At 69.7% G+C, this 26,651-nt stretch carries 26 protein-coding genes; 13 read left to right on the forward strand and 13 right to left on the reverse strand.

Annotation, left to right across the window (positions count from 1 at the left end; translation table 11 throughout):
- Positions 1 to 67 precede the first annotated feature (67 nt).
- The 5 genes from gap to ACO0E0_RS11420 all read left to right on the forward strand — a co-directional run bounded on the left by gap (position 68) and on the right by ACO0E0_RS11420 (position 3,922).
- Positions 68 to 1,072, forward strand: a complete 1,005-nt coding sequence (gap, locus tag ACO0E0_RS11400; RefSeq protein ID WP_422871523.1) for a type I glyceraldehyde-3-phosphate dehydrogenase — start codon at positions 68 to 70, stop codon at positions 1,070 to 1,072.
- Between the two features lie 20 nt (positions 1,073 to 1,092).
- Complete coding sequence (locus ACO0E0_RS11405) at positions 1,093 to 2,310, forward strand: phosphoglycerate kinase (RefSeq protein WP_422871524.1); 1,218 nt, start codon at positions 1,093 to 1,095, stop codon at positions 2,308 to 2,310.
- On the forward strand, positions 2,298 to 3,086 hold the full coding sequence (tpiA, locus tag ACO0E0_RS11410) for a triose-phosphate isomerase (protein ID WP_422871525.1): 789 nt from the start codon (positions 2,298 to 2,300) through the stop codon (positions 3,084 to 3,086). Before ACO0E0_RS11405 ends, tpiA begins: the two co-directional genes overlap by 13 nt.
- Positions 3,087 to 3,297: 211 nt before the next feature.
- Positions 3,298 to 3,549, forward strand: a complete 252-nt coding sequence (gene secG / locus ACO0E0_RS11415; protein WP_422871526.1) for a preprotein translocase subunit SecG — start codon at positions 3,298 to 3,300, stop codon at positions 3,547 to 3,549.
- A 4-nt stretch (positions 3,550 to 3,553) separates the two neighbouring features.
- Positions 3,554 to 3,922 carry an RNA polymerase-binding protein RbpA gene (locus ACO0E0_RS11420; protein ID WP_422871527.1) on the forward strand — a complete coding sequence of 123 codons (369 nt, stop codon included), beginning with the start codon at positions 3,554 to 3,556 and terminating at the stop codon, positions 3,920 to 3,922.
- Positions 3,923 to 4,084: 162 nt separating this feature from the next.
- Here the strand turns inward: ACO0E0_RS11420 and pgl are convergent, their stop codons facing one another.
- The 6 genes from pgl to tkt form a co-directional block, all read right to left on the reverse strand.
- Positions 4,085 to 4,855 (reverse strand): 6-phosphogluconolactonase, encoded by a 771-nt coding sequence (pgl, locus tag ACO0E0_RS11425; RefSeq protein WP_422871528.1) that lies wholly within the window; start codon positions 4,853 to 4,855, stop codon positions 4,085 to 4,087.
- 40 nt (positions 4,856 to 4,895) lie between these two features.
- Positions 4,896 to 5,840 (reverse strand): glucose-6-phosphate dehydrogenase assembly protein OpcA, encoded by a 945-nt coding sequence (locus tag ACO0E0_RS11430; RefSeq protein WP_422871529.1) that lies wholly within the window; start codon positions 5,838 to 5,840, stop codon positions 4,896 to 4,898.
- Positions 5,837 to 7,378, reverse strand: a complete 1,542-nt coding sequence (gene zwf / locus ACO0E0_RS11435; protein ID WP_422871530.1) for a glucose-6-phosphate dehydrogenase — start codon at positions 7,376 to 7,378, stop codon at positions 5,837 to 5,839. The genes ACO0E0_RS11430 and zwf overlap by 4 nt, the downstream gene beginning before the upstream one ends.
- 23 nt (positions 7,379 to 7,401) lie before the next feature.
- Entirely contained in the window at positions 7,402 to 9,000 is a 1,599-nt protein-coding gene (locus tag ACO0E0_RS11440; RefSeq protein ID WP_422871531.1) for a glucose-6-phosphate isomerase, read from the reverse strand.
- Positions 8,997 to 10,121 carry a transaldolase gene (gene tal / locus ACO0E0_RS11445; protein ID WP_422871532.1) on the reverse strand — a complete coding sequence of 375 codons (1,125 nt, stop codon included), beginning with the start codon at positions 10,119 to 10,121 and terminating at the stop codon, positions 8,997 to 8,999. The genes ACO0E0_RS11440 and tal overlap by 4 nt, the downstream gene beginning before the upstream one ends.
- A 150-nt stretch (positions 10,122 to 10,271) precedes the next feature.
- Positions 10,272 to 12,368: a transketolase gene (gene tkt / locus ACO0E0_RS11450; protein ID WP_422871533.1), complete on the reverse strand. Its 2,097-nt coding sequence runs from the start codon at positions 12,366 to 12,368 to the stop codon at positions 10,272 to 10,274.
- A 460-nt stretch (positions 12,369 to 12,828) separates the two neighbouring features.
- Between tkt and ACO0E0_RS11455 the strand changes: the two genes are divergently transcribed.
- Entirely contained in the window at positions 12,829 to 13,764 is a 936-nt protein-coding gene (locus ACO0E0_RS11455; RefSeq protein ID WP_422871534.1) for a heme o synthase, read from the forward strand.
- 113 nt (positions 13,765 to 13,877) lie between these two features.
- Here ACO0E0_RS11455 and ACO0E0_RS11460 read toward each other — a convergent pair whose 3' ends face one another.
- Complete coding sequence (locus tag ACO0E0_RS11460; RefSeq protein WP_422871535.1) at positions 13,878 to 14,816, reverse strand: COX15/CtaA family protein; 939 nt, start codon at positions 14,814 to 14,816, stop codon at positions 13,878 to 13,880.
- A gap of 232 nt (positions 14,817 to 15,048) precedes the next feature.
- On the opposite strand from ACO0E0_RS11460, the gene sufB reads away from it, so the two are divergent.
- Genes sufB through ACO0E0_RS11485 form a run of 5 tightly spaced genes read left to right on the forward strand, consistent with a single transcriptional unit; the run spans position 15,049 to position 19,334 of the window.
- Positions 15,049 to 16,467, forward strand: a complete 1,419-nt coding sequence (gene sufB / locus ACO0E0_RS11465) for a Fe-S cluster assembly protein SufB (protein ID WP_422871536.1) — start codon at positions 15,049 to 15,051, stop codon at positions 16,465 to 16,467.
- Complete coding sequence (gene sufD / locus ACO0E0_RS11470; RefSeq protein WP_422871537.1) at positions 16,468 to 17,838, forward strand: Fe-S cluster assembly protein SufD; 1,371 nt, start codon at positions 16,468 to 16,470, stop codon at positions 17,836 to 17,838.
- Positions 17,838 to 18,164, forward strand: coding sequence for a non-heme iron oxygenase ferredoxin subunit (locus ACO0E0_RS11475; RefSeq protein WP_422871538.1), 327 nt, complete (start codon positions 17,838 to 17,840; stop codon positions 18,162 to 18,164). The genes sufD and ACO0E0_RS11475 overlap by 1 nt, the downstream gene beginning before the upstream one ends.
- A 19-nt stretch (positions 18,165 to 18,183) precedes the next feature.
- Positions 18,184 to 18,999, forward strand: coding sequence for a Fe-S cluster assembly ATPase SufC (gene sufC / locus ACO0E0_RS11480; RefSeq protein WP_422871539.1), 816 nt, complete (start codon positions 18,184 to 18,186; stop codon positions 18,997 to 18,999).
- A gap of 5 nt (positions 19,000 to 19,004) precedes the next feature.
- Positions 19,005 to 19,334, forward strand: a complete 330-nt coding sequence (locus ACO0E0_RS11485) for a metal-sulfur cluster assembly factor (protein WP_422871540.1) — start codon at positions 19,005 to 19,007, stop codon at positions 19,332 to 19,334.
- A 178-nt stretch (positions 19,335 to 19,512) separates the two neighbouring features.
- On the opposite strand, the gene ACO0E0_RS11490 is transcribed toward ACO0E0_RS11485, so the two are convergent.
- Positions 19,513 to 20,115 (reverse strand): biotin transporter BioY, encoded by a 603-nt coding sequence (locus ACO0E0_RS11490; protein WP_422871541.1) that lies wholly within the window; start codon positions 20,113 to 20,115, stop codon positions 19,513 to 19,515.
- Between the two features lie 137 nt (positions 20,116 to 20,252).
- Here ACO0E0_RS11490 and ACO0E0_RS11495 point away from each other — a divergent pair, with 137 nt between their 5' ends.
- A complete protein-coding gene (locus ACO0E0_RS11495; RefSeq protein ID WP_422871542.1) occupies positions 20,253 to 21,851 on the forward strand; it encodes an ABC-F family ATP-binding cassette domain-containing protein in 1,599 nt (532 codons plus the stop codon).
- Positions 21,852 to 21,857: 6 nt separating this feature from the next.
- On the opposite strand, the gene ACO0E0_RS11500 is transcribed toward ACO0E0_RS11495, so the two are convergent.
- Genes ACO0E0_RS11500 through ACO0E0_RS11510 form a run of 3 tightly spaced genes read right to left on the reverse strand, consistent with a single transcriptional unit; the run spans position 21,858 to position 23,613 of the window.
- On the reverse strand, positions 21,858 to 22,889 hold the full coding sequence (locus ACO0E0_RS11500; RefSeq protein WP_422871543.1) for an SURF1 family cytochrome oxidase biogenesis protein: 1,032 nt from the start codon (positions 22,887 to 22,889) through the stop codon (positions 21,858 to 21,860).
- Positions 22,886 to 23,185, reverse strand: coding sequence for a hypothetical protein (locus ACO0E0_RS11505; RefSeq protein ID WP_422871544.1), 300 nt, complete (start codon positions 23,183 to 23,185; stop codon positions 22,886 to 22,888). Before ACO0E0_RS11505 ends, ACO0E0_RS11500 begins: the two co-directional genes overlap by 4 nt.
- The gene (locus ACO0E0_RS11510; RefSeq protein ID WP_422871545.1) at positions 23,185 to 23,613 is read right to left on the reverse strand and encodes a DUF3099 domain-containing protein; all 429 of its coding nucleotides are present in this window, start codon (positions 23,611 to 23,613) and stop codon (positions 23,185 to 23,187) included. The genes ACO0E0_RS11505 and ACO0E0_RS11510 overlap by 1 nt, the downstream gene beginning before the upstream one ends.
- A gap of 161 nt (positions 23,614 to 23,774) precedes the next feature.
- On the opposite strand from ACO0E0_RS11510, the gene fabG reads away from it, so the two are divergent.
- Positions 23,775 to 24,488: a 3-oxoacyl-ACP reductase FabG gene (gene fabG / locus ACO0E0_RS11515; protein WP_422871546.1), complete on the forward strand. Its 714-nt coding sequence runs from the start codon at positions 23,775 to 23,777 to the stop codon at positions 24,486 to 24,488.
- Between the two features lie 139 nt (positions 24,489 to 24,627).
- Here fabG and serB read toward each other — a convergent pair whose 3' ends face one another.
- Both serB and ACO0E0_RS11525 read right to left on the reverse strand, forming a co-directional pair.
- Entirely contained in the window at positions 24,628 to 25,266 is a 639-nt protein-coding gene (gene serB, locus ACO0E0_RS11520; protein WP_422871547.1) for a phosphoserine phosphatase SerB, read from the reverse strand.
- A gap of 134 nt (positions 25,267 to 25,400) precedes the next feature.
- Positions 25,401 to 26,642: a glucose-1-phosphate adenylyltransferase gene (locus ACO0E0_RS11525; RefSeq protein WP_422871548.1), complete on the reverse strand. Its 1,242-nt coding sequence runs from the start codon at positions 26,640 to 26,642 to the stop codon at positions 25,401 to 25,403.
- Positions 26,643 to 26,651 lie beyond the last annotated feature (9 nt).

A 26,651-nucleotide genomic window follows, 5' to 3' on the forward strand; every position in this document is an offset into this window, starting at 1 on the left:
TCTGCAGAGCCCGCTCTGCAGCTCCGAATCAGCGTCGAACGACGCTCGACTGACACCAGGAGTTCCATTGACCGTCAAGATCGGTATCAACGGCTTCGGCCGGATCGGCCGCAACTTCTTCCGGGCCGCACTCGCCAAGGGCAGCGACCTCGAGATCGTCGCGGTGAACGACCTCACCGACAACGCCTCACTCGCGAACCTCCTCAAGTTCGACTCGATCACGGGCAAGCTGCCCGCGACGGTCTCGCTCGACGGCGACAGCATCGTCGTCGACGGCAAGCCGATCAAGGTCCTCGCCGAGCGCGACCCCGCCAACCTCCCCTGGGGCGAGCTGGGCGTCGACATCGTCATCGAGTCGACCGGCTTCTTCACCAAGGCCGCCGACGCGCAGAAGCACATCGACGCCGGTGCCAAGAAGGTCATCATCTCCGCCCCGGCCACGGGTGACGACGTCACCATCGTGCTCGGCGTGAACGAGGACACCTACGACGCCGCGAACCACCACATCATCTCGAACGCCTCCTGCACCACGAACAGCCTCGCGCCGCTCGCCAAGGTGTTCCACGACAAGTTCGGCATCGAGCGCGGCCTCATGACCACGGTGCACGCGTACACCGCCGACCAGAACCTGCAGGACGGGCCGCACAAGGACCCGCGCCGTGCCCGGGCCGCCGCACTCAACATCGTGCCGACCTCGACCGGTGCCGCCAAGGCGATCGGCCTCGTCCTCCCGGAGCTCGCCGGCAAGCTCGACGGCTTCGCCCTGCGCGTCCCGGTGCCCACCGGCTCGATCACGGACCTCACGCTCGAGACCACGGCGGACGTCACGGTCGACGAGATCAACGCCGCCTACAAGGAAGCCGCCGAGGGCCCGCTCAAGGGGATTCTGCTCTACAGCGAGGACCCGCTGGTCTCGACGGACATCCAGTCCGACCCGCACTCGTCGATCTACGACTCCGGCCTCACGAAGGTGATGGGCAAGCTCGTCAAGATCACGTCCTGGTACGACAACGAGTGGGGATACTCCAACCGTCTGGTCGACCTGACGGAGTTCGTGGGCGAGCGACTCTGAGCCGGTCGGGAACCGATCCCATGGCACTCCGCACCCTCGGGGACCTCGGCGAACTCGCCGGCAGACGCGTCGTCGTCCGCTGTGACCTCAACGTCCCGCTCAAGGACGGCGTCATCACGGACGACGGTCGCGTCCGCGCATCGCTCGGCACGCTGAACACGCTCATCGACGCCGGGGCGCGCGTCGTCGTCATCTCCCACCTCGGGCGACCGGACGGCACGCCGGACCCGGAGTACAGCCTGGCGCCCGTCGCGCAGCGGCTCTCCGAGCTGCTCGGCAAGCCCGTGGCGTTCTGCACCGAGACGGTGGGGGACGCCGCGACCGAGGCTGTCGAGTCCCTCGCGGACGGCGACGTCCTGCTGCTCGAGAACCTCCGGTTCACCCCGGCGGAGACGTCGAAGGACGCAGCCGAGCGGGGCGACTTCGCAGCGCGGATCGCGGCACTCGGCGACGCGTTCGTGTCGGACGGCTTCGGTGTCGTGCACCGCAAACAGGCGAGCGTGTACGAGCTGCCGGCCGCCCTGCCGAGTGCCGCGGGCCAGCTCATCGAGCAGGAGCTCGGTGTGCTCGACCGCCTGACCACGGACCCGGCTCGCCCGTACACGGTCGTGCTCGGCGGTTCGAAGGTCAGCGACAAGCTCGGCGTGATCGACCACCTCCTGCCACGGGTGGACACCCTGTGCATCGGCGGCGGCATGCTGTTCACGTTCCTCGCCGCGCAGGGCCACGCCGTCGGGAAGTCCCTCCTGGAGCAGGACCAGCTCGACGTCGTCCGCGAGTACCTGCAGCGTGCCGAGCGGCTCGGGGTCACGATCGACCTGCCGACCGACGTCGTCGTGGCCTCCGGGTTCGCCGCCGACGCCGACCACGAGACCGTCCCCGCGGACGCCATCGAGTCGTCGTCGTTCGGTGCCGACGGCATCGGCCTCGACATCGGGCCGGACACGGCCGCTCGCTTCGCGGACGCCGTGCGCGGGTCCCGGACGGTGTTCTGGAACGGCCCGATGGGCGTGTTCGAGTTCCCCGCCTTCGCGGCGGGCACCAGGACGGTCGCCCAGGCGCTCACCGAGATCGACGGACTCGGCGTCGTCGGCGGCGGGGACTCCGCAGCAGCGGTCCGGTCGCTCGGGTTCACGGACGACCAGTTCGGACACATCTCCACCGGCGGCGGCGCGAGCCTCGAGTTCCTCGAAGGCAAGAGCCTCCCCGGTCTGCAAGCACTCGGATGGGACGCATGAGCCGCACACCGTTGATCGCCGGCAACTGGAAGATGAACCTGGACCACCTCCAGGCCATCGCCACGGTCCAGAAGCTCGCATGGACGCTCAAGGACGCGCACCATGACCACGACGACGTCGAGGTCGCGGTGTTCCCGCCCTTCACCGACCTGCGGAGCGTGCAGACGCTCATCGCGGCGGACAAGCTGTCCATCCGGTTCGGGGCGCAGGACGTCTCGGAGCACGCGTCCGGCGCGTACACCGGCGAGGTCAGCGCAGCGTTCCTCGCGGCGCTCGACGCGGCGTACGTCATCGTCGGGCACTCGGAACGTCGGACGATGCACGCGGAGTCCGACGAGGTCGTCGCGGCGAAGACCACGGCGGCGGTCGGGCACGGTCTCGTGCCCGTCGTGTGCGTCGGCGAGACGAGTGCCGACCGCGAGTCCCGCGGCGCCGGCGTCGTCCCGGTCGAGCAACTGCAGGTCGTCCTCGACGCGGTCCCGGCCGCGGAGATCGTCGTCGCGTACGAGCCGGTCTGGGCGATCGGCTCCGGCCAGGCCGCCACGCCGGAGCAGGCGCAGGAGGACTGCGCGGCCCTCCGTCGTGCGATCGCCGGGACCTGGGGCGACGACGCGGCCGCGTCGACTCGCGTGCTGTACGGCGGTTCGGTGAAGTCGGGCAACATCGCCGGGTTCATGCGCGAACCCGACATCGACGGCGCGCTCGTCGGCGGGGCGAGCCTCGACGTGCAGGAGTTCGCGGCGATCTCGCGCTTCCGCCAGCACGTCGGGCTGTAGGCTCCGTTCCTGCGACATCCGACACACGCTGCACCGACGTCCGCCGCACTGACACCGCCGCACCGCGGGTCGGGGTGCGGCGAACGTCTGTCCGGACACGGCGTCGCGGATGCGGCGTCCCGGATGCGGCGTCCCGCACTTCGGTGCGATGTCCGATGGAACGCACATGAACCGTTATACTTGTACGGCTGACTGACACGAAAGGTTTGGCGTGGTCATTCTCCAGGTCGTCCTGCAGCTTGTGCTCGGAATCACGAGCCTCCTGCTGACGTTGCTCATCCTCCTGCACCGCGGACGCGGCGGCGGGCTCTCCGACATGTTCGGTGGTGGTGTGACGAGCAACCTCGGTGCATCCGGGGTCGCCGAACGCAACCTCAACAGGATCACGGTGATCCTCGGGCTGGTGTGGATCATCTCCATCATCGTGCTCGGTCTCATCAGCAAGTTCACGGCGGGGAGCTAGACGTATGGCATCAGGTGGAAGCGCTATCCGGGGGTCTCGCGTCGGCGCGGGCCCGATGGGGGAGCAGGACCGGGGCATCCAGGCTGACCGGGTCGCGATCTCCTACTGGGACGCCGTCGGGAACGAGACCGTGCGGTACTTCGCCGCCGGCCTCCCGGACGAAGAGATCCCGGAGACGATCGACTCGCCGTCGACCGGACTCCCGGCGGGTCGCGACAAGGCCAACCCGCCGAGCGTCGCGAAGACCGAGCCCTACAAGACCCACCTCGCCTACGTCAAGGAACGTCGGACCGAGGAAGAAGCCGCACAGCTCCTCGAAGAAGCCCTGCAGCAGCTCCGGGCTCGTCGTGGCACGGTGAAGGCCGACGACTGACCTCACGGACACGACGAAGGCCCGGTACCGATCGGTACCGGGCCTTCGTCATGCACGGACCTGCCGCGGTCAGCTCGAGCCGACCGCGGCAGGGTCCGCCGTGTCGCAGGAGGTCCGCCGTGTCGCAGGAGGTCCGCTGTGACGCAGGAGGTCCGCCGTGTCTCAGTAGGTCGACGCGATGAGGTTCTCCGGCACGTCGCGTGCCGCGTCCTCGTCGACGAAGAACACCGTGCGCTTCCGTCCCTGGACGCCGCCGACCGGGACCTCGTCGACGGATGCACCCGCGAGGGCCAGCCCGAGGACGGACGCCTTCTCGGCGCCGGACAGGATCACCCAGACACGCTGCGACGCGTTGATCACCGGGAAGGTGACCGTGAGTCGCTGCGGCGGCGGCTTCGGCGAGTTGTCCACCGACACCACGCTGCGGTCGGTCACCGACAGCTGGTCGAACTCCGGGAACAGCGACGCGGTGTGCCCGTCCGGACCGACCCCGAGCAGGGTGATGTCGAACGCCGGGGCGAACGCGCCCTCGCGTGCTGCGGCTCGGAGTTCGTCCGCGTACCGTTCGGCGCCCTCGTCGATGGAGAGGCCGGCGTCGCTGGTGGGCATCCGGTGGATGTTCTCGGCCGGGATCGACACCTTGTCGAAGAAGTCGGTCTGCGTCGCGGCGTCGTTGCGGTCGGCGTCGCCCTCGGGCACCCACCGCTCGTCGACCCACCACACGTGGACCTTGGCCCAGTCGACGTTCTCGCTCGCCGCGGAGTCGCCGATGTCCTTCAGGACCAGGGACGAGACCGACCCGCCGCTGATGGCGATCGATGCCTGGCCCTGCTCGTCGATGACGTCGATCATCTTCGTGATGAATCGTGCGGCGACGGAGGCGCCGAGCGATTGCTTGTCCGAGTGCACCAGCACCCGTCGTTCGTTGGTCACGTGTCTCCCGTGGTTCAGGTTGCGGCTGATGATGGGTCGATCAGCCGGCGACGGCTGCACTCAGTTGACGCACGCCGTGCTTGACGACGTCCCCGAAGAGCACGTCCGGGTCGAGTCTACGGAGTTCCTCCGCCAGGCAGTCGCGCAGGTTCCGGCGAGGCAGCGACAGGGTGTGGGTCGGCTGGCCGGGCTGGTCGAGCGTGGCGACGTCGACGAGCGACCGTTCGAGGACGATCGATCCCGACTCCCGCACGAGCGTGACGCCGTGGATGCCGCTCGACCCCGTGGCGCGCGGGGAGGTGACCTGCGTGACCGGGACCTGGAGCCGCAACTGGAGCCAGGCGGCCAGCAGGAGCGTCGACGGAGAGTCGCTCGCCCCGGACACCTCGACCGCGGTGACCGGCTCGTACGGCGGCTGGTCGAGCGCCGCAGCGAGCTGGTTGCGCCACAGGGTGAGTCGCGTCCAGGCGAAGTCGGTGTCGCCCGGACGGTACGAGGACCCGAGCGCCTCGATCGCAAGACGGGGGTCGCCCTGGTTCGCGGCGTCGGTGATCCGACGCTGGGCGATCCGGCCGAGCGCGGACTCCGACGGGGTCGTCGGCGCCTTCTCCGGCCACCACGCGACGACCGGCGCATCGGGGAGGAGGAGGCCGGTGACCAGACCCTCCTCGTCGGACGCCGTCTCGCCGTAGGCGCGGAGCACGATGACCTCGCTCGCGCCGGCGTCGCTGCCCACCCGGATCTGCGCGTCGAGCCGGCCCGGGGACGCGGTGTCGCCACTGTTCCGCGACACGATGATGACCCGCATCGGATGCTCGCGGGACGCCTCGTTCGCGGCCTCGATCGCCTCTTCCTCGTGGCCGAGGGAGGTCGCGACGGCGAGGGTCAGGACACGGCCGAGTGCGACCGCGCCGCCCTCCTCGCGGATCCGGACCAGTGCCTTCTGGATCTTCGAGACGGTGGTGTTCGGCAGGTCGATCTTCATGGACGCCTCCAGGTACGGCCGTCGCGAGCGAGGAGGTCGTCGGCGGACGACGGTCCCCAGGTGCCGGGACGGTATTGCTCAGGCTGGCCCTGCTCGGCCCAGAACTCCTCGATCGGGTCGAGGATCTTCCAGGAGAGCTCGACCTCCTGGTGACGGGGGAACAGCGGCGGGTCGCCGAGGAGGACGTCGAGGATCAGTCGTTCGTACGCCTCCGGGCTCGCCTCCGTGAACGCGTGGCCGTAGCCGAAGTCCATCGTGACGTCGCGGACCTGGGTGCCGACGCCCGGCACCTTCGATCCGAAGCGGAGCGTCACACCCTCGTCGGGCTGGACGCGGATGACGAGCGCGTTCTGGCCGAGCGGGGCCCGCTCGCCGATCCCGAAGATCTCCTGGGGGACCCGCTTGAACACGATCGCGATCTCGGTGACCCGTCGCCCCAGACGCTTGCCGGCGCGGAGGTAGAACGGGACCCCGGCCCAGCGCCGCGTGGCGATGCCGAGCTTGATCGCGGCGTAGGTCTCCGTCGTCGAGTCCGGGTCCATCCCTGCTTCCTCGAGGAACCCGAGCACCTTCTCGCCGCCCTGCCACCCGCCGGCGTACTGCCCGCGGCTCGTTCCGGTCGCGAGCTCGTCCGGCAGTCGGACGGCGGAGAGGACCTTCTCCTTCTCGGCCCGGAGGTCGCTGGCCTTGAAGCTCACCGGCTCCTCCATCGCCGTGAGGGCGAGGAGCTGGAGCAGGTGGTTCTGGATGACGTCGCGCGCCGCGCCGATGCCGTCGTAGTACGCGGCACGCCCGGCGACGCCGATGTCCTCGGCCATGGTGATCTGCACGTGGTCGACGTAGTTCGAGTTCCAGAGGGGCTCGTACATCTGGTTCGCGAACCGGAGCGTCAGGAGGTTCTGGACGGTCTCCTTGCCGAGGTAGTGGTCGATGCGGAACACGTCGTCCGGCGCGAACACCGACTCGACGATCGCGTTGAGCTCGCGGGCGGTCCGGAGGTCGGACCCGAACGGCTTCTCGATGACCACCCGGCTCCAGGCGTCGTCGGGCTTCTCGATGAGACCGGAGAGCTTCAGCTGCTCCGTGACGACCGGGAACGCCTTCGGCGGGATCGAGAGGTAGAACGCGTGGTTCCCCATCGTGCCGCGCTCGGCGTCCAGCTCGTCGACGGTCTCCTTGAGCTGGCGGAAGGCCGCCGGGTCGTCGAACGACCCCTGGACGAACCGGATGCCCTCCGCGAGTTGTCGCCAGACGTCCTCGTCGAACGGGGTGCGGCTGTGCTCCTGGACCGCGTCGTGCACGACCTGGGAGAAGTCCTGGTCCTCCCAGTCGCGGCGGGCGAACCCGACCAACGCGAACCCGGGCGGCAGGAGCCCCCGGTTCGCGAGGTCGTAGACGGCGGGCATCAGCTTCTTGCGGGAGAGGTCCCCCGTGACTCCGAAGATGATGAGGGCGCTGGGGCCCGCGATCCGGTTCAGGCGACGATCGGACGGCAGCCGGAGCGGGTTGTGCTCGGGGGTGATTGCCACCGGTGACATGTGTCGGAGAACTCCTTCGACGGTCAGGACTGCACGGCGCCGGCGATGACCGGTGCGGCAGCCTGGACGTCCGAGACGGTGAGCGTCAGGACGGGACGGCCGTGGTCCGCGAGCACGCCCGCGTCACCTGCTGCCTGCGCCTGGATGAGCTCACCGAAGGTGAACGGGCGGTCGGGGATCTCGAGGTCCGTGGGCTCCGCCGCGACGATCTGCAGGAACACGCCGACGGCAGGGCCGCCCTTGTGGAACTGCCCGGTCGAGTGGAGGAACCGAGGACCGTACCCGAAGGTGACCGGGCGGCCGGTGCGCAGCGCGACGAGATCGCGGAGCTGCTCGAGGTTGCGGTTGTGTTCGCGGTCGACGTAGGCCTGGATCGACACGTAGCCGGTGTCGCCGACGTGCTCGAGGAGCGCGGAGACGGCATCCGACAGGGTGTCGCCCACGGCGACGTCGGCGGTCGCGCGGACGTCGACACCGGACTCGGTGAACGCCACCGGGCCGGGGGCCGGGGTCTCCTCGAGCAGCGTGCGTGCGGCGGCCTTGGCGGCCTCGACGTCGGGCTGGTCGAACGGGTTGATCCCGAGCAGTCGTCCGGCGACCGACACGGCGTACTCCCAGACCATGATCTGTCCACCGAGCGATCCAGCGATCTCGACCTCGCCGTCGGCGACCTCCCGCTCGTCGTCGCGGGACCCGACGAGGCGGATGACCTGGAGGTCGGGCAGTTCCGCGGTCAGCTCGGGCGCGTCCACGCCGAGGACGACGGGCAGGAGACCGGTGCCGGCCTTGCCGGTGGACTCGGCGAGCAGCTGTTCGATCCAGTCGCCGAAGCCGAGGATGTGCGTGCCGTCCGACACGATCGCGATCTTGTCGCGGAGCGGCGACGTCCCGCCGAGGACGGCGCCGAGCACCAGCCCCGGGTTCTCGTCCGCGTCGGTCGCGAGGAGCGGCGAGATCGCCTCGGCCTCGTCGAGGAGTTCGTCGAGCGGGACACCGGCGAGCCCGGACGGCACGAGGCCGAACGCGGTCAGTGCCGAGTAGCGGCCGCCGACGGTCGGGTCGGCGAGGAACACCCGGTAGCCGGCGTCGCGCGCCAGCTGCTCGAGCGCCGATCCCGGGTCGGTCACCACGACGATGCGCCCAGCGGGGTCGATGCCGGCCGCGCGGAACGCGGCCTCGTACACGCGGCGCTGGCTGTCGGTCTCGAGCGTCGAACCCGACTTCGACGAGACGACGAGCACGGTGCGCTCGAGGTCCGTGGCGACGGCGTTCGCGACCTGGATCGGATCGGTGCTGTCGAGCACGACGAGTTCACGACCGTAGGTCCGCGCGATGACCTCCGGCGCGAGGGACGATCCGCCCATCCCCGCGAGGACGACGTGGTCGACGCGCTGGTGGTGCAGGTGCTTGCGGAGCTCGGCGATCTCGGCGACGAGCGGCCGGGACGTCATGACCGCCTCGGTCCAGCCCAGGCGCTCGGCGGCGTCGGACTCTGCGTCCGGCCCCCAGAGCGACGGGTCCTGCGCCGTGATGCCGGACGCCACGGCGTCCGCGACGAGTCGGGGGACGACCGACTCGATCGCGGACGCTGCGGCGCCGGATGCTGCGATGGAGACCGTCACTTGGCGGCGTCCCCGCCTTCGAGCGCGTTCTTGACGGTGTCGACGAGCTCACCCCAGGACACGTCGAACTTGTCCACGCCCTCCTTCTCGAGGACGGCGACGACGTCGTCGTAGTCGATCCCGACGGCGGCGAGCGAGTCCATGACCTGGTTCGCGGCGTCGTACTCGCCCGTGATGGTGTCGCCTTCGACCACACCGTGGTCGAAGGTCGCCTCGAGCGTCTTGCCCGGCATCGTGTTCACGACGCCCGCAGCCACGAGGCCGGTGACGTAGAGGGTGTCGGGCAGCGACGGGTCCTTCACGCCGGTGGACGCCCAGAGCGGACGCTGCGGGTTCGCGCCGGCGGCCTCGAGGCCCTTGGCACGCTCGGACGCGAACGCCTGCTCGTACACCTGGTAGGCGAGCTGCGCGTTCGCGACGCCGGCCTTCGACTTGAGGGCCGTGGCCTCGTCGGTCCCGATGGCGTCGAGGCGCTTGTCGATCTCGGTGTCGACGCGCGAGACGAAGAACGACGCGACGGAGTGGATCTTCGACAGGTCGTGGCCGGCGGCCTTGGCCTTCTCCAGCCCGCCGAGGTAGGCGTCGATCACGGCGCGGTAGCGCTCGAGGCTGAAGATCAGGGTGACGTTCACCGAGATGCCGGCACCTATGGTCTCGGTGATCGCCTCGAGCCCCTCGAGCGTCGCCGGGATCTTGATGAGGACGTTCTCCTTGCCGACCTTGTCGTGCAGGAACCTGGCCTGCTCGATGGTCTTGGCGGTGTCGTGCGCCAGACCCGGCTCGACCTCGATCGACACGCGGCCGTCGAACCCGCGGGTGTCGTCGTAGATGGCACGGAACTTGTCGCACGCGGTCGCGACGTCCTGCGTCGTGATGGCGAAGATCGCGTCCGTGACGGGGGTGCCGGCTGCGCCGAGTTCCCGCACCTGGTCGTTGTACCGCTCGCCGTTCGCGAGGGCGGAGGCGAAGATCGTCGGGTTGGTGGTCACGCCGACGACGTTGCGGTCCTCGATGAGACCGTCGAGACGGCCCGTCTCGAGGAGCTCACGCGAGAGGTCGTCGAGCCAGATGCTGACGCCGGCTGCGGAGAGCGCTGCGGTGGGGGTGGTGGTGTCGCTCATGTCGCTTCTTCTCTCTGTTCCGTGGCCCCGAGGGCCACACGTTCTGTGGGACGGGAGGCGCGGGGCGGACCCGCACCGTGCCTCCCGTCCGTCTCCGGTTGCGTCCGGAACGAGCAGGGCCGGGTCCGCTGGCGGACCCGGCCCGATGGCTCAGGAGGCCGCTGCGATGCTCTCCTTGGCGGCGGCGACGACGTGCTCCGCCGTCATGCCGAACTCCTGGTAGAGCGTCTGGTAGTCGGCCGAGGCACCGAAGTGCTCGATCGAGACGCTCCGACCGGCGTCGCCGACGACGTCGCGCCAGCTCATGCCGATCCCGGCCTCGACCGAGACGCGCGCCTTCACGCCGGCCGGCAGGACCGACTCGCGGTAGGACTCGGGCTGGGCGGCGAACCACTCGAGGCTCGGCGCGCTCACGACCCGGGCGTTGATGCCCTCGCCCTTGAGCTGCTCGCGTGCCGCGACGGCGATCTGGACCTCGGAGCCCGTGCCGATGAGGATGACGTCCGGAGTGCCGTTCGGCGCCTCGGCGAGCACGTACGCGCCCTTGACGGTGTTCTTCGCCGAGGCGAAGGTCTCGCCGGAGGCGTCGCCCTCACCGCGCTCGAAGACGGGCAGGTTCTGACGGCTCAGCGCGAGACCGGCCGGGCCCTCCTTCTTCTGCAGGACGGCGAGCCAGGCGTAGGCCACCTCGTTGGCGTCCGCCGGACGGACGACGTCGAGGCCCGGGATCGCCCGGAGCGCGGTGAGCTGCTCGATCGGCTGGTGCGTCGGGCCGTCCTCGCCGAGGGCGACCGAGTCGTGCGTCCAGACGTAGATCGACGGGGCCTTCATCAGTGCCGCGAGACGCACCGCCGGACGCATGTAGTCGCTGAAGATGAGGAAGGTGCCACCGAACGCGCGGGTGTTCCCGTGCAGCACGATGCCGGACAGGATCGCACCCATGGCGTGCTCGCGGATGCCGAAGTGCAGCACCCGACCGTGCGGGTCGCCCTTCCACATCGTCGTCGAGTACTTCGTCGGGACGAAGGACTTCGCGCCCTCGATCGTCGTGAGGTTCGACTCCGCGAGGTCGGCCGAGCCGCCCCAGAACTCCGGCATCAGCGGCGCGATCGCGTTGATGACCTTGCCCGACGCAGCGCGGGTGGAGATCTCCTTCTCGGTGCCGAAGACGGGCAGTGCCGCCTCGAGGCCCTCGGGGAGCTCCTGGCTCTGGACGCGGTCGAACAGCGCCTTCTTCTCGGGGTTGGCCGCCGCCCACGCGTCGAACGAGCGCTGCCACTCGGCGTGCTGCTCCTGACCCTTCGCGACGGCACCGCGGGTGTACTCGAGCACCTCGGGGGCGACCACGAACGACTCGTCGGGGTCGAAGCCGAGGACCTCCTTGAGGCCCCGGATCTCGTCCGTGCCGAGGGCGGAGCCGTGGATCTTGCCGGTGTTCTGCTTGGTCGGGGACGGCCAGCCGATGATCGTCTTGAGGACGATGAGGGACGGCTTGCCGGTCTCGGCCTTGGCCTCCTCGATCGCGGCGTACAGCGCCTCGACGTCCTCGGAGTACTCGCCGGTCTTCTTCCAGTCGACCTCGAGCGTCTGCCACCCCAGCGCGCGGTAGCGAGCCGGGACGTCCTCGGTGAAGGCGATGTCGGTGTCGTCCTCGATCGAGATCTGGTTCGAGTCGTAGAAGACGATGAGGTTGCCGAGCTCCTGGTGCCCCGCGAGCGAGGCGGCCTCGTTGGTCACGCCCTCCTGGTTGTCGCCATCGCCCGAGATCACGTACGTGTAGTGCGCGAACGGGCTGTCGTTGCCGGTCGACTCCGGATCGAACAGGCCCTGCTCGAACCGCTGGGCGTACGCCATGCCGACCGCGGACGCGAGTCCCTGGCCGAGCGGTCCGGTGGTGATCTCGACACCGTCGGTGTGGCCGTACTCCGGGTGGCCCGGGGTCTTCGAGCCCCACTTGCGGAGGTGCTCGAGGTCGTCGAGCTCGAGGCCGTAGCCGCCCAGGTAGAACTGGACGTACTGCAGGATCGAGGCATGCCCGGCGGAGAGGATGAAGCGGTCGCGGGCGATCCAGGTGCTGTCACTCGGGTCGCGGCGCATCACCTTCTGGAACAGGAGGTGCGCGAGCGGGGCGAGACTCATCGCGGTGCCGGGGTGGCCGTTGCCCGCAGTCTCGACGGCGTCGGCTGCGAGCACGCGGGCCGTGTCGACGGCCTTCTTGTCGATGGAATCCCATGCGAAATCTGCCACTGGAATGATGACCCTTCTTGATGCGACATGTGCGAGGGCTCGTGCTCCCGCACGGACATGACGCCCGCCCCGCGTCCTGTCGACCACGTTCACATGTGAGCGCTGCGGCCGACGACTCGATCTGCTGAGGCTCACGTCTTCGGGGCACACTGCGGGCAGGCGTCTCCAGCATAGTGAACCCTCACTCAGTGAGCATTCAGGCAGCCGACGCGCGCGCAGCGACCACGATCCGGACGACGCTCGGGGATCCGGACCGCGCTGTCCGTGCGATCACGTAAACTGTGCCCGTCCCCGGCCGTCCGTCGTCAGCGGTTCGTACACCCGCGGTTCGTACATCAGCGATTCGTACGTCAGCGATCCGTACGTCGACGGAGCAGGCCGACCGACACCGCATGCGTTCTCGACCGTCACAGCCCGACGTCGCGCAGCTGATCGAGAGCGCCCGTAGACAGAGGTCCCATTGCCGACAGCCGCCGTGATCCGGCCCGCACCCGTCCGTCCGACCTTCTCCGCGAAGGCCCGCGGGTACGTCGCGCTCACGAAGCCGCGGGTCATGGAGCTCCTCCTCGTGACGACCGCCCCGACGATGTTCCTCGCGGCGCGCGGCGTCCCGGACCTGTGGCTCGTCCTCTGGACGCTCGTCGGCGGAGCACTGAGCGCCGGCTCCGCCGCGGCCTTCAACTGCTACATCGACCGCGACATCGACCGCCTGATGAAACGGACGAGTGCCCGGCCGCTCGTGACGGGCGTGCTCTCCGATCGCGAGGCCTGGTGGTTCTCGTGGGTCCTCGGCGTCGCGTCCACGATCGAGCTCGGACTGCTCGTGAACTGGCTGTCGGCCGCCCTCAGCGTCGCCGCGATCCTGTTCTACGTCTTCGTCTACACGCTCTGGCTCAAGCGCCGGACACCACAGAACATCGTCTGGGGCGGTGCGGCCGGGTGCATGCCCGTCCTCATCGGCTGGGCGGCGGTGACTGGGTCGCTGACCTGGACACCGGTGATCCTGTTCATGGTGATCTTCCTGTGGACGCCGCCGCACTACTGGCCGCTGTCGATGAAGTACCGCGCGGACTACGCCGCCGCGAGCGTGCCGATGCTCGCGGTCGTCCGCGGTCGCACGGTCGTCGGCCTCCAGGTGATCCTGTACGCCTGGGCCACCGTGGTGTGCTCGCTCCTCCTGGTGCCGGTGGCGCACATGGGTGTGCTCTACACGGTCGTCGCGCTGGCGTCGGGCGCCTGGTTCGTCGTCGAGTCGCACCGGTTGTACTCCCGGGCGATCCAGCACGTCGAGCAGGTCAAGCCGATGCGGGTGTTCCACAGCTCGATCACGTACCTCACCCTGCTGTTCCTGGCGGTCGGGATCGACCCGCTCCTGCCGCAGGTCTTCGCCTTCTAGCGGGCCGGGCGGGTCGGGCGCGTCAGACAATTCGCGTCAGACGGGTCGCGTCAGGCGGGTCGGGCGCGTCAGGCGGGTCGCGCAGGCGGGTCGGGCGCGTCAGGCGGGTCGCGTCAGGCGGGGAGTCGCATCTCGTCGCGACCGGCGCTCCCACGCGTCGAGAGCACCGTCGCCGTCATCGCCCCGACGAGCAGTCCGGCGAGCACCATGTGCGTCCCGACGAGCCCGACCGGCAGCCCGGTCCGTGCCTGTGTGAGTCCGACGGCGATCTGCGCGAACTCGACGACGAGGAGCCCGAGCGCCCACCGGCTCGACAGGCGGAGGCGGACCGCGGCGACGACGAGCACGAGGGTGAGTGCGAACGTGGCGTACGCGGGGTAGGCGTGCAGGTGCTCCATCACCACGGGCGCGAACCCGGTGCGGTGCAGCCGACCGCCGTCGACGGCGGCGTCCGAGCCGGCGTGTGGGCCCGACCCCGTCGTCAGGATGCCCATCACGACCGTGACGCCGACCACGACCACGGTGACGCCGACCACCGAGCGGTACCAGTGCGGGACGGTGCGCGCGTTCGTCCGAGGGCCGTTCATGCTCCGGTACACGAGCGCCGTCGCGACGACGACGAGCACCGACGACACCACGAAGTGCAGCCCGACGACGTACGGGTTCAGGTTCGTCAGGACGCTGATCCCGCCGATGACCGCCTGGACCGGGATGCTGACACCCTGCGCGAAGGCCAACCAGAACAGCTCGGGACGTGCGCGGCGCATGCGGACGACCGCCAGGAACATGGCGATCGCGATGACGACGAGCACGAAGGTCATCAGCCGGTTGCCGAACTCGATGACACCGTGGATGCCCATCTCCGGCGTGGTCGTCAGGGACCCGGCCGTGCACTCCGGCCACGTCGGGCAGCCGAGCCCGGACGCCGTGAGCCGGACGAGTCCGCCGGTGCCGATGAGCACGACCTCGATCACGAACGACGCCCATGCGAGCCAGACCACCCGCTGGTCCACCCGCCGGGGGAGGCTCCACCACCGGGCGGTGCGGTCCACGGTTCCTGTGGGGATGCCGACACGTGTCACGGAGGGAGTGCCTTCCTGTCGTTCTGGATGCCGAACCTGTAGACTCACGGGGTTCAGCCAGCAGTCGATTGTACGCAGTGACCTGCTCCGGATCCGCCGTGCCAGCCGACGTCGCCCCGCACGGAATGACGCTGAACCCCTGGTGGTTGCAGCTCGCAAGCGCATGACGAGCCGCACCACCCCCGAGAGATTGAGAGTGACCATGTCTGACGTGCTCATCGACCGACCAGAACTCGCGGGACTCGGCCAGTACGAATTCGGCTGGTCCGACTCCGACTCCGCGGGCGCCTCGGCGCGGCGCGGCATCTCGGACGAGGTCGTCGCCGACATCTCCGCGCTCAAGGACGAACCCGAGTGGATGCTCGCCAACCGCCGCAAGGGTCTGTCGCTCTTCGGTCGCAAGCCGATGCCCGCCTGGGGTGCCGACCTGTCCGGGATCGACTTCGACAACATCAAGTACTTCGTCCGCTCCACGGAGAAGCAGGCGCAGTCGTGGGAGGACCTCCCCGAGGACATCCGCGCCACCTACGAGAAGCTCGGCATCCCGGAGGCCGAGCGCCAGCGCCTCGTCGCCGGCGTCGCCGCGCAGTACGAGTCCGAGGTCGTCTACCACCAGATCCGCGAGGACCTGGAGCAGCAGGGCGTCATCTTCATGGACACCGACACGGCGCTCCGCGAGCACCCGGAGCTCTTCCGGGAGTACTTCGGCACCGTGATCCCGGCCGGCGACAACAAGTTCGCCGCCCTGAACACGGCCGTGTGGTCCGGCGGCTCGTTCGTCTACGTCCCGAAGGGCGTCCACGTCGAGATCCCGCTGCAGGCCTACTTCCGGATCAACACCGAGAACATGGGCCAGTTCGAGCGCACGCTGATCATCGCGGACGAAGACTCCTACGTGCACTACATCGAAGGCTGCACGGCACCGATCTACAAGTCGGACTCGCTGCACTCCGCGGTCGTGGAGATCATCGTCAAGAAGAACGCCCGCGTGCGGTACACGACGATCCAGAACTGGTCGAACAACGTCTACAACCTCGTCACCAAGCGTGCGATCGCGCACGAGGGCGCCACGATGGAGTGGATCGACGGCAACATCGGGTCCAAGGTCACCATGAAGTACCCGTCGATCTACCTGGCCGGCGAGCACGCGAAGGGCGAGACGCTGTCGGTGGCCTTCGCCGGTCCCGGGCAGCACCAGGACGCCGGCGCGAAGATGATCCACATGGCGCCGTACACGACGTCCTCGATCGTGTCGAAGTCCATCGCACGCGGCGGTGGCCGGGCGGGGTACCGCGGCGAGGTCCGTGTCGACCCCGGGGCCCACCACGCCGCGAACACCGTCCGGTGCGACGCGTTGCTCGTGGACACGATCTCGCGGAGCGACACGTACCCGGCGATCGACATCCGCGTCGACGACGTCCAGCTCGGGCACGAGGCCACCGTCTCCCGCGTCAGCGAGGAGCAGCTGTTCTACCTCATGTCCCGCGGGCTCCCCGAGGACGAGGCGATGGCGATGATCGTCCGCGGGTTCATCGAGCCCATCGCTCGCGAGCTCCCGATGGAGTACGCGCTCGAACTCAACAAGCTCATCGAGATGAGCATGGAAGGATCCGTCGGCTAGATGAGTGCCAGCACCCCGAACCCCACCGAGCTCACCGGGACCCACCTCCACGACACCGAGGAGTCGTACGCCGGACAGGTGACCGACGCGCCCCAGGACACCCCGGAGGCACCGGGCAACGACCGTCCGGGGGCGAGCCGGACGGGCACCGACCAGCACGGTGCCCGCGCGCACTCGGACGGCGGGTGGGATGCCGCGACGGGTCCGGCGGTCCCGGTGCAGACCCGGTCCGCCCGGTTCGCCTCCACCGACCTCGCCGCGTTCGCGCCGGTCACCGGCCGCGAGGTGAACTGGAAGTTCGTCCCGCTCGCCCGGGTCCAGCCCCTCCTCGACGGCGATCTCGACGGCGCCGCCTACTCGTTCCTCGCCACCGAGACCGGTGGAGCGAGCGTCGAGTGGGTCCGGAGCGACGACGAGCGCGTCGGCAGTGCCGGCCTCCCGGAGGACCGCGCCTCGGCGGCCGCCTGGACCGCACGCGACGCCGTCCTCGCCATCACCGTCGCGGGCGACGAGCCGGGTCACATCACGATCACCCGCTCGGACATGGGCACACAGGCCCGTGCGGCGCACACCGTCATCATCGCGGAGCCGAACAGCACCGGCACCGTCATCATCAACAGCACCGGTTCCGCGCTCCTCACCGAGAACGTCGAGATCGTCGCCGGGGCGGGTTCGCGCCTCACCGTCGTGTCCCTCCAGGACTGGGACGACGACGCCGTGCACGTCGGGACGCACTTCGCCGAGGTCGGCCGCGACGCCTTCCTGAAGCACGTCGTCGTCTCGCTCGGCGGCGGCGTCATCCGGATCAACCCGTCGACGCGCCTCGGCGCCCAGGGCGGCGACACCGAGATGTACGGCGTGTACTTCGCGGACGCCGGGCAGTACATCGAGCAGCAGGTGTACGTGAACCACGACGCCCCGAACACCCGCAGCCGCGTCAACTACAAGGGCGCGCTGCAGGGCGAAGGCGCGCACACCGTGTGGATCGGCGACGTCCTGATCGGGCGGCCCGCGGCCGGGACGGACAGCTACGAGCAGAACCGCAACCTGGTCCTGTCCGAGGGCACCCGTGCCGACAGCATCCCGAACCTCGAGATCGAGACCGGTGACATCGCCGGGGCCGGACACGCGAGCGCGACCGGCCGGTTCGACGACGAGCACCTCTTCTACCTGCAGTCGCGCGGCATCCCGGAGGACGAGGCCCGTCGTCTCGTCGTCCTGGGCTTCCTCGTCGAGGTCGTCCAGAAGATCGGAGACGCCGAGCTCGAGGAGCGCCTCGTCGCCGCGATCGAGCAGGAGCTCGCCGGCGGTCGGACGGAGCACGGCGGGCTCATCGAGTCCGACCGAGCCGAGCAGGGCGGGACCGCCTGATGGCCACCAAGGTCTGCGCCGAGTCCGAGATCGCCGTCGAGAGCCCGATGCGCGTGGTCGTCGACGGCGTCGCGGTCGCCATCGTCAAGGACTCCGCCGGCACCGTCCACGCGATCGGCGACACCTGCACGCACGGCGACATCTCCCTCGCCGAGGGCTTCGTCGAGGACGGCACGCTCGAGTGCTGGGCCCACGGGTCGAAGTTCGAGCTCACGACGGGCAAGCCGCTCACCCTCCCCGCGTACGAACCCGTTCCGGTGTTCCGCGTCCAGATCGACAACGGGGACGTCTACGTGGACACCCACGACGTCGTCACCAGCAACTAGCAGCCAGAAGGAACCACTGATGTCCACTCTCGAAATCAAGGACCTCCAGGTCTCGATCGACACCGACCAGGGCAAGAAGGACATCCTGCGCGGCGTCGACCTCACCATCAACGAGGGTGAGATCCACGCGATCATGGGGCCGAACGGGTCGGGCAAGTCGACGCTCGCGTACACGATCGCCGGGCACCCCCGGTACAACGTCGACGGTGGTCAGATCCTGCTCGACGGCGAGGACGTCCTCGCGATGAGCGTGGACCAGCGCGCCCGTGCCGGCATGTTCCTGGCGATGCAGTACCCCGTCGAGATCCCGGGCGTCACGGTGTCCAACTTCCTCCGCACCGCCAAGACCGCCATCGACGGCGAGGCTCCCGCACTCCGCAAGTGGGTCACCGACCTCCGGAAGTCGATGTCGGACCTCAAGATGGACAGCGCGTTCGCCGAGCGGAACGTCAACGAGGGCTTCTCCGGCGGCGAGAAGAAGCGCCACGAGATCATGCAGCTCGAGCTGCTGAAGCCGAAGTTCGCGGTGCTCGACGAGACCGACTCCGGCCTCGACGTCGACGCGCTGAAGATCGTGTCCGAGGGCGTCAACCGCGCGCACGACGCCACCGGCCTCGGTGTGCTGCTCATCACCCATTACACGCGCATCCTCCGCTACATCACGCCGGACTTCGTCCACGTGTTCGTCGCCGGCAAGGTCGCCGAGCAGGGTGGCCCGGAGCTCGCTGAGCGCCTCGAGAACGAGGGCTACGACCGCTACGTGACCGCGGCCGCCGACGCCAGTGCCGCCGCTGACGCAGCGGCCGCCGAGCACGCCGTCGCAGAGACGCACTGACCGCGATGATCACCACGCTGTCCGACACCAAGTTCGACGAGGTCGCCGAGGCGCTCAAGGAGGTCTCGGACCCTGAGCTCGGCGTCAACATCGTCGATCTCGGGCTGATCTACGACCTCGCCTGGGACGACGAGGCCGATGCGCTCATCATCAGCATGACCCTGACGAGCGCCGGCTGCCCGCTCACGGACGTCATCGAGGGCGACACCGCGAACGCCCTGGACGGCGTCGTCGACCAGTTCCGCATCAACTGGGTGTGGATGCCGCCGTGGGGTCCGGACCGGATCACCGACGACGGTCGCGAGATGATGCGCGCCCTCGGGTTCTCGATCTGACCCGACCACGAGACGGACTGGAGGCCCGGTACCAGCTGGTACCGGGCCTCCAGTCCGTCTCCGCCTGCGTGGGCGCGCGCAGCGCGACCAGTCCGGATCGCAGAACACGCCGCGTGCCTCACGGCGACGCGGCGTGTCCTGCGATCTCGCGCAGCGCGAGACGGCGAGTCGTGCGATCTCAGCGGCGGCGGCCGAGCGCCTTCCAGGCGAGCGGCAGGACGCCCGCGGCGATGAGCGCCTTCGCGAGACCACCGAGCACGAACGGGCACAGCCCGAGCGACAGCACCGTGCCGACGTCGTTCGGGGTACCGAGCTGGCCGAGGACGACCGCGAGGTAGGGGAGCCCGGTGAGGAACGGGATGGCGCTCGCGAGCGTGAACGCCCCGGCGGCGCGGAGGAACCGGCGGTCCCAGTCGCGCCGGGCGAGCCAGCCGATGACGGCGGCCGACGGGATGAACCCGATGACGTACCCGAAGCTCGGCACGGCGAGGGCGTGGAGCCCCCCGGTCCAACCGGCGAAGAACGGCGCGCCCGCGAGTCCGGCGAGCATGTAGACGACCATCGAGAGCGTTCCGCGTCGGGCGCCGAGCGTCGCGCCGACGAGCACGACCGCCAGGGTCTGCCCCGTGATCGGCACGGGCCACATCGGGACCTCGACCTGCGCCATGGCGGCCGTGAGCAGTGCTCCGCCCGCGACGAGGGCGGTGTCGGTGGCGATCCCGCGCGAACGGACACGGTCCGCGAGGACGGTGCGGACGGAGCCGGGGACGGCATTCGTCATGAAGTCTCCTAGAATGGTTCGGTGGTCGAGTCCGGCCTGCGACGGAACAGCAGGACCTCGGACCGTGTTGCCAGTCTATTGGCCCCCTCCACGCACACACCGTTGTGACCACCCCACCAACTGATTGGACTTCCGCTGTGCTTGCCGTGCACGACCTCGAGATCCGCGTCGGAGCTCGCCTGCTGATGCAGGACGTGTCGTTCCGCGTCGACAAGGGCGACAAGATCGGTCTGGTCGGTCGCAACGGCGCCGGCAAGACCACGCTCACCAAGTCGCTCGCGGGCGACCAGCCACCCACCGGCGGGTCGATCACGGCCACCGGCGAGATCGGCTACCTGCCGCAGGACCCGCGCTCGGGGAACCCCGAGGACACCGCTCGGAAGCGCATCCTCGATGCCCGGGGCCTCGGCGAGATCGTGGAATCGATCCGCAAGGCCACGGTCGACATGGGATCCGCCGACCCGGCCGTCGCCGAGAAGGCGATGAACCGGTACGCACGACTCGACGACCAGTTCAACGCGCTCGGCGGGTACTCGGCCGAGGCCGAGGCGGCGTCCATCGCGTCGAACCTCAAGCTCCCCGACCGCATCCTCGACCAGCAGCTCAGCACGCTCTCGGGTGGACAGCGCCGCCGCATCGAGCTCGCCCGCATCCTGTTCTCCGAGGCGGACACGATGATCCTCGACGAGCCCACGAACCACCTCGACGCCGACTCGATCATCTGGCTCCGGGAGTACCTCAAGACCTACCCGGGCGGCGTGATCGTGATCTCGCACGACGTCGAGCTCGTCGACGAGGTGGTCAACCGCGTCTTCTACCTCGACGCGAACCGGCAGCAGATCGACATCTACAACATGGGGTGGAAGCACTACCAGCGTCAGCGGGTCGCCGACGAGGAACGTCGTCGCAAGGAGCGCCAGACCGCGGAGAAGAAGGCGGGCGAACTGCAGAAGCAGGCCGCACGGTTCGGCGCGAAGGCCACCAAGGCCGCGGCTGCGCACCAGATGGTCGCCCGTGCCGAGAAGCTCCTCGCCGGGCTCGAGGACGTCCGCGAGGTCGACCGCGTCGCGAAGCTGCGGTTCCCGACGCCGGTCGCGTGCGGACGCACCCCCCTGATGGCCGAGGGCCTCTCGAAGTCGTACGGCTCGCTCGAGATCTTCGCCGGGGTCGACCTGGCGATCGACCGTGGGTCCCGGGTCGTCATCCTCGGCTTCAACGGCGCCGGCAAGACCACGCTGCTCCGGATCCTCGCTGGGGCGTCCGCACCCGACACCGGCGAGGTCCTGCCCGGGCACGGTCTGCGGATCGGGTACTACGCCCAGGAGCACGAGAACATCGACATCGACCGTTCCGTGCTCGAGAACATGGTGTCGGCGTCGCCGAACCTGACCGAGACCGAGGCCCGCCGGGTGCTCGGCTCGTTCCTGTTCACCGGCGACGACGGCTACAAGCCCGCGCGCGTGCTGTCCGGCGGCGAGAAGACCCGTCTCTCGCTCGCGATGATCGTCGTGTCCGGCGCGAACGTCCTGCTCCTCGACGAACCGACGAACAACCTGGACCCGGCGTCCCGCGAGGAGATCCTCGGCGCACTGGCCGGGTACGAAGGCGCCGTGGTGCTCGTCTCGCACGACGCCGGTGCGGTCGAGGCGCTCAACCCGGAGCGCGTCCTGCTGCTCCCGGACGGCACCGAGGACCACTGGAACAAGGAGTACGCCGAGTTCATCGAGCTCGCGTAGGCCTGCTCACCGACTGAGCAGCTCGTCCTCGACCTCGTCGTCGGTCCGGGGTCGGGCGTCCTTCCGGCGCTGCCGTTCCTGGGCACGCTCCCGTTCCTCCGGGTCGTCCTGGTTGAGGTTCCGGTACTCCTGGACCATCAGGTACGCGAGGAACCCGAACCCGCCGGCGGCGAACATGAACCACTGGATGAAGTAGCTGAGGTGCAGGCCGGTGTCCGCCGAGGGTCGGTCCCACCCGAGCGGGGCAGCCTGCGTCGGGGCCGGGTCCTCGCTGGCGAGCTGGCCGTAGGCGCCGGACCAGATCGGCTGCGACACCTTGGCCGCGACGTCCGACAGCGTCACGGACTGGATCTCGTCGGTGTGCGCGGGATCCGATCGTCCGGGGATGTGCGGCTCGTCGCCCTGCAGCCGGACGACGACGGTGACCTCGCCCGTCGGGGGAGCGGGCACTCGGTCCGGGTAGTCCTGCTCATTGCCAGTCGGGACCCACCCGCGGTCGACGACGAACGCGCGGCCGGAGCTCGTCACGAGGGGGGTGAGGACCTCGAACCCGGGCTGCCCGTTGTGGACACGGTTCCGGACGAGGAGCTGCTCGCCGACGTCGTACCGGCCGGTCATCGACACGCGCAGCCAGGTCTGGTCGTCGTCGAACGACGACGCGCGGGGCAACGCGGTGGTGAGCGGGACGGGAGCGTGATCGTAGTTCGCCGCGATCTGGTCGTTCTCGCGGACGGCTTCGTTCCGGCGTTCCCACTGCCACATGCCGAAGAACGCGCAGAGGATCGCGAAGCCGATCGCGATCGCGATGTAGCCCATCCACCGACGGCCGATGACGAAGCCCCACCCGACGAACGGCTCGTCCGGGTCGCGGTCCGGGGTGTCCGCGGTCGTGCCGTCCGGGGTGTCCGCGCGCCGTGCCTCCGCGTCGAGACGACGGACGCGTTCCGCGCCGCGCCGGCCGTACCGCGACCGGGCGTCGAAGTCGGCGTCGGCCGGCTCCGTCGAGCGCCCGCGCGACCCGGTGGAGGGCACGGTCACCGGGGGAGGCCGTCGGTGCTGGTCGACGCGTCGGTCCGGGTCGAGTCGGCGACGTCGTCGAGCCGTTCGACGTCCTCGTGGATGTCGGTCACGGCGACCGGGAACGCACGGGATCGCAGGTAGTCCGCGAGGAACCCCCGATGGTCGTCGCAGGCCGCCCAGACCTTGACGCGGTCGGCAGCGTGGATGCGCGGGTTCCGCCAGTTCACCCGCCAGAGCGCGGTCTCGGAGCACCCGGCCCGCGAGCACACCGGCTGACCGGGGTCCGTGCTCAGGAGGTCGAAGGTCGCTCCCATCAGCGGTGGCCCGCCTTCGCCCGGCCCGCCCGTCGCGCGGCGTTGCGAGCGACACGCTCCTGCTCGGCGCGTTCCTGGTCGGCGTGAGCTGCGTCGGCGCGCTGCTGCTGCTCGTCGCGGTAGCGCTGCTCCCGGTCCTGCTCCTGCTGCTCGCGCTCGGCAGCGGCGTCCGCCCGGTAGGCCTGCAGCTGGCCGCCGGGTTGGACGAGATCGCCACCACGACGGTTCCCGGCGTTCGCGACGACCACCGCGACCCACGGGATCACGCCGGCGAGCACGAGCGGCACGATGCTCCACACGTTGTGCAGGAGGACCGCTCCGACGAAGCACACGACGCGGACGGACATGGTGAAGACGTACCGCTTGAAGCGGTACTGACGGTCCTGCGTCGGGGACGCGGGAAGGGTCGTGATGCTCTTGGTCTTCATTCCGCTCGGATCTGTTGTCTGCCCCGGACAAGCCTAAGCCCGATCACCGACGCTAGGCTCGTACGGGTCGTTCGCGGAGCAGCGTTTCGCGGACGGCCGAACTCGCGTGCACATCGACCGCCTCGGCGCGAACCCGCGTCACCCCTGATCGGAGTCCTCCCGTGGAAAACCCCCGTACCGTCCTCGTCACCGGCGGCAACCGCGGCATCGGCCACGCGATCGCGGCGGAGTTCGTCGCCGCCGGGCACCGTGTCGCCGTGACGTCCCGCAGCGGCGTCGGCGGACCGGAGGGGTCCCTCACCGTGCAGGCGGACGTCACCGACACGGCGAGCGTCGACGCGGCCTTCACGCGGATCGAGGCGGAGCTCGGCCCGGTCGAGGTGGTCGTCGCGAACGCCGGGGTGACGAAGGACATGCTCCTCCTCCGGATGACCGAGGAGGACTTCACCGCGGTCGTCGACACGAACCTCACCGGGACGTTCCGGGTCGTCAAGCGCGCGTCGAAGGGCATGATGAAGGCCCGGTTCGGCCGCGTCGTGCTCATCTCGAGTGTCGTCGGCATGCTCGGCTCGGCAGGGCAGGTCAACTACGCGTCGTCGAAGGCCGGCCTCATCGGGTTCGCGCGGTCCGTCACGCGCGAGCTCGGCAGTCGCGGCATCACGGCGAACGTCGTCGCACCCGGGTTCATCGAGACCGAGATGACCGCCGTCCTGTCCGACGAGGTGAAGGCCGAGTACATGAAGCAGATCCCGGTCGCCCGGTACGCCAGCGCGCACGAGGTCGCCGCGGCGGTGATGTTCCTCGCGTCCGACGACGCAGGGTACATCTCCGGGGCCGTCCTGCCCGTTGACGGCGGCGTCGGGATGGGCAACTAGCCCCGGGCCGCGCGCCGAGGACGCACCGATTCGGAGTACCGGGGCCGGGCACGCCGCGATCCTGCATTCTCAGCCACAGCCACAGCCACAGCCGGGGCCAGTGCCGGAGCCAGGGGCGGGCCAGCCCCGGGCCCGGGCGTCAGCCGCGGAGTCCGAGGCAGGCCAGCACGGGCGCGAGGTCCCGCCGGTCCGCGACCAGGTCGGCCTCGGCTCGGACCCGTGGCTTCGCGTCGAAGGCGATCGACAGGCCGGCCGCCCGCATCATCTCGAGGTCGTTCGCCCCGTCGCCGACCGCCACCGCGCGCCCGAGCGGGACGTCGTCCGCCGCCGCCCACTCGCGGAGCGCCGCCGCCTTCGCGTGCGCGTCCACGACGTCGCCGAGAACGCGGCCGGTGAGGGCACCGTCCACGATCTCGAGCCGGTTCGCACGGCAGTGGTCGAGGCCGAGCGCCGCCGCGACCGGATCCAGCACCTCGTGGAACCCGCCCGACACGACGCCGACGGTCCCGCCGGCCGCGTGCACGCCGGCCACGAGCGCGGCAGCCCCGGCCGTGACGCGGACCGCACGCTGCACCGACGCGAACGTCGTCGCGGACACGCCCGAGAGCGTCGCGACCCGCTGTCGGAGCGAGTCCGCGAAGTCCAGGTCGCCGTGCATGGCGCGTTCGGTGACCGACGCGACCTCCGCCCGGGTCCCGGCGACGTCCGCGAGCAGCTCGATCACCTCGTCCTCGAGGAGCGTGGAGTCGGCATCGAGGACGACGAGGAAGCGCGGCACGCGACCAGGCTAGCGTCCGCCGCACGGGCGGCTGCCTGCGTTACGCCCGGCTCCGCGGGTGCCGGGGCGACCGACGGACGGGAGGCACGGTGCGCGTCCGACGCGCTCCGTGCCTCCCGTCCGTGTGCGGTGCGCTACGCCTCGACGCGGACGCCCTTGCCGACGACGGTGATGCCCGACTCCGTGACCGTGAACCCGCGGGCGAGGTCGGCGGCGCGGTCGACTCCGACCCGGGCACCCGCTGCGATCACGACGTCCTTGTCGAGGATCGTGCGGTTCACCACGGAGTCCGGCCCGACCGAGGCCCGCTCGAACACCACCGAGTCCGTCACGCGGGCGCCGGAGTCGATGGTGCTCCACGGTCCGATCACGCTCCGCTCCACGTGCGCGCCGGAGAGCAGACACCCGAGCGAGACGAGCGAGTCGATCGTCGTGCCCGTGTCGCCCTTGGCGTCCCGGACGAACTTCGCCGGCGGGGAGTTGATCTGCTGGGTGAAGATCGGCCAGTCGACGTTGTACAGGTTGAAGATCGGCAGTGCCGCGATGAGGTCCTGGTGTGCCTCGAAGAACGAGTCGATCGTCCCGACGTCGCGCCAGTAGTACTTGTCCCGCTCGGTCGATCCCGGGACCTCGTTGCGGTTCAGGTCGTAGACGCCGGCGTCCCCACGGTCCACGAAGTCCGGGACGATGTCGCCGCCCATGTCGTGGTTCGAGGACTCGACCTGCCCGTCGCGGAGCACGGCGTCGATGAGGGCGTCCGCGTTGAAGACGTAGTTGCCCATCGACGCGAGGACCTCGCCGGGGGAGTCGGGGAGTCCCGTGGCGTCCTTCGGCTTCTCGAGGAACGCCTCGATGCGCGTCGGGTCGTCGTCGTCCACCTTGATCACGCCGAACTGGTCCGCGAGCGAGATCGGCTGGCGGATGGCCGCGACGGTGGCGCTCCGGCCGGACGCGATGTGCGCCTCGACCATCTGCGAGAAGTCCATCCGGTAGACGTGGTCCGCGCCGACCACGACGACGATGTCGGGCCGTTCGTCGCGGAGCAGGTTGAGGCTCTGCAGGATCGCGTCCGCCGAGCCCGCGAACCACCGCTTGCCGAGCCGCTGCTGCGCCGGGACCGATGCCACGTAGGACCCGAGCAGACCCTCCATCCGCCAGGTCTGGGACACGTGCCGGTCGAGGCTGTGCGACTTGTACTGGGTGAGGACGACGATCTTGTTGAGCCCGGAGTTGACGAGGTTGCTCAGCGCGAAGTCGATCAAGCGGAAGTTCCCGCCGAAGGGCACTGCGGGCTTTGCGCGGTCGGCGGTCAGCGGCATCAGTCGCTTTCCTTCGCCCCCAGCGAGGACGATGCCGAATATCTTCTTCGATGGCATGCGACCAAG

Origin of the sequence: Curtobacterium phyllosphaerae, assembly GCF_049341865.1 — a bacterium.
Taxonomy (GTDB): domain Bacteria; phylum Actinomycetota; class Actinomycetes; order Actinomycetales; family Microbacteriaceae; genus Curtobacterium; species Curtobacterium phyllosphaerae.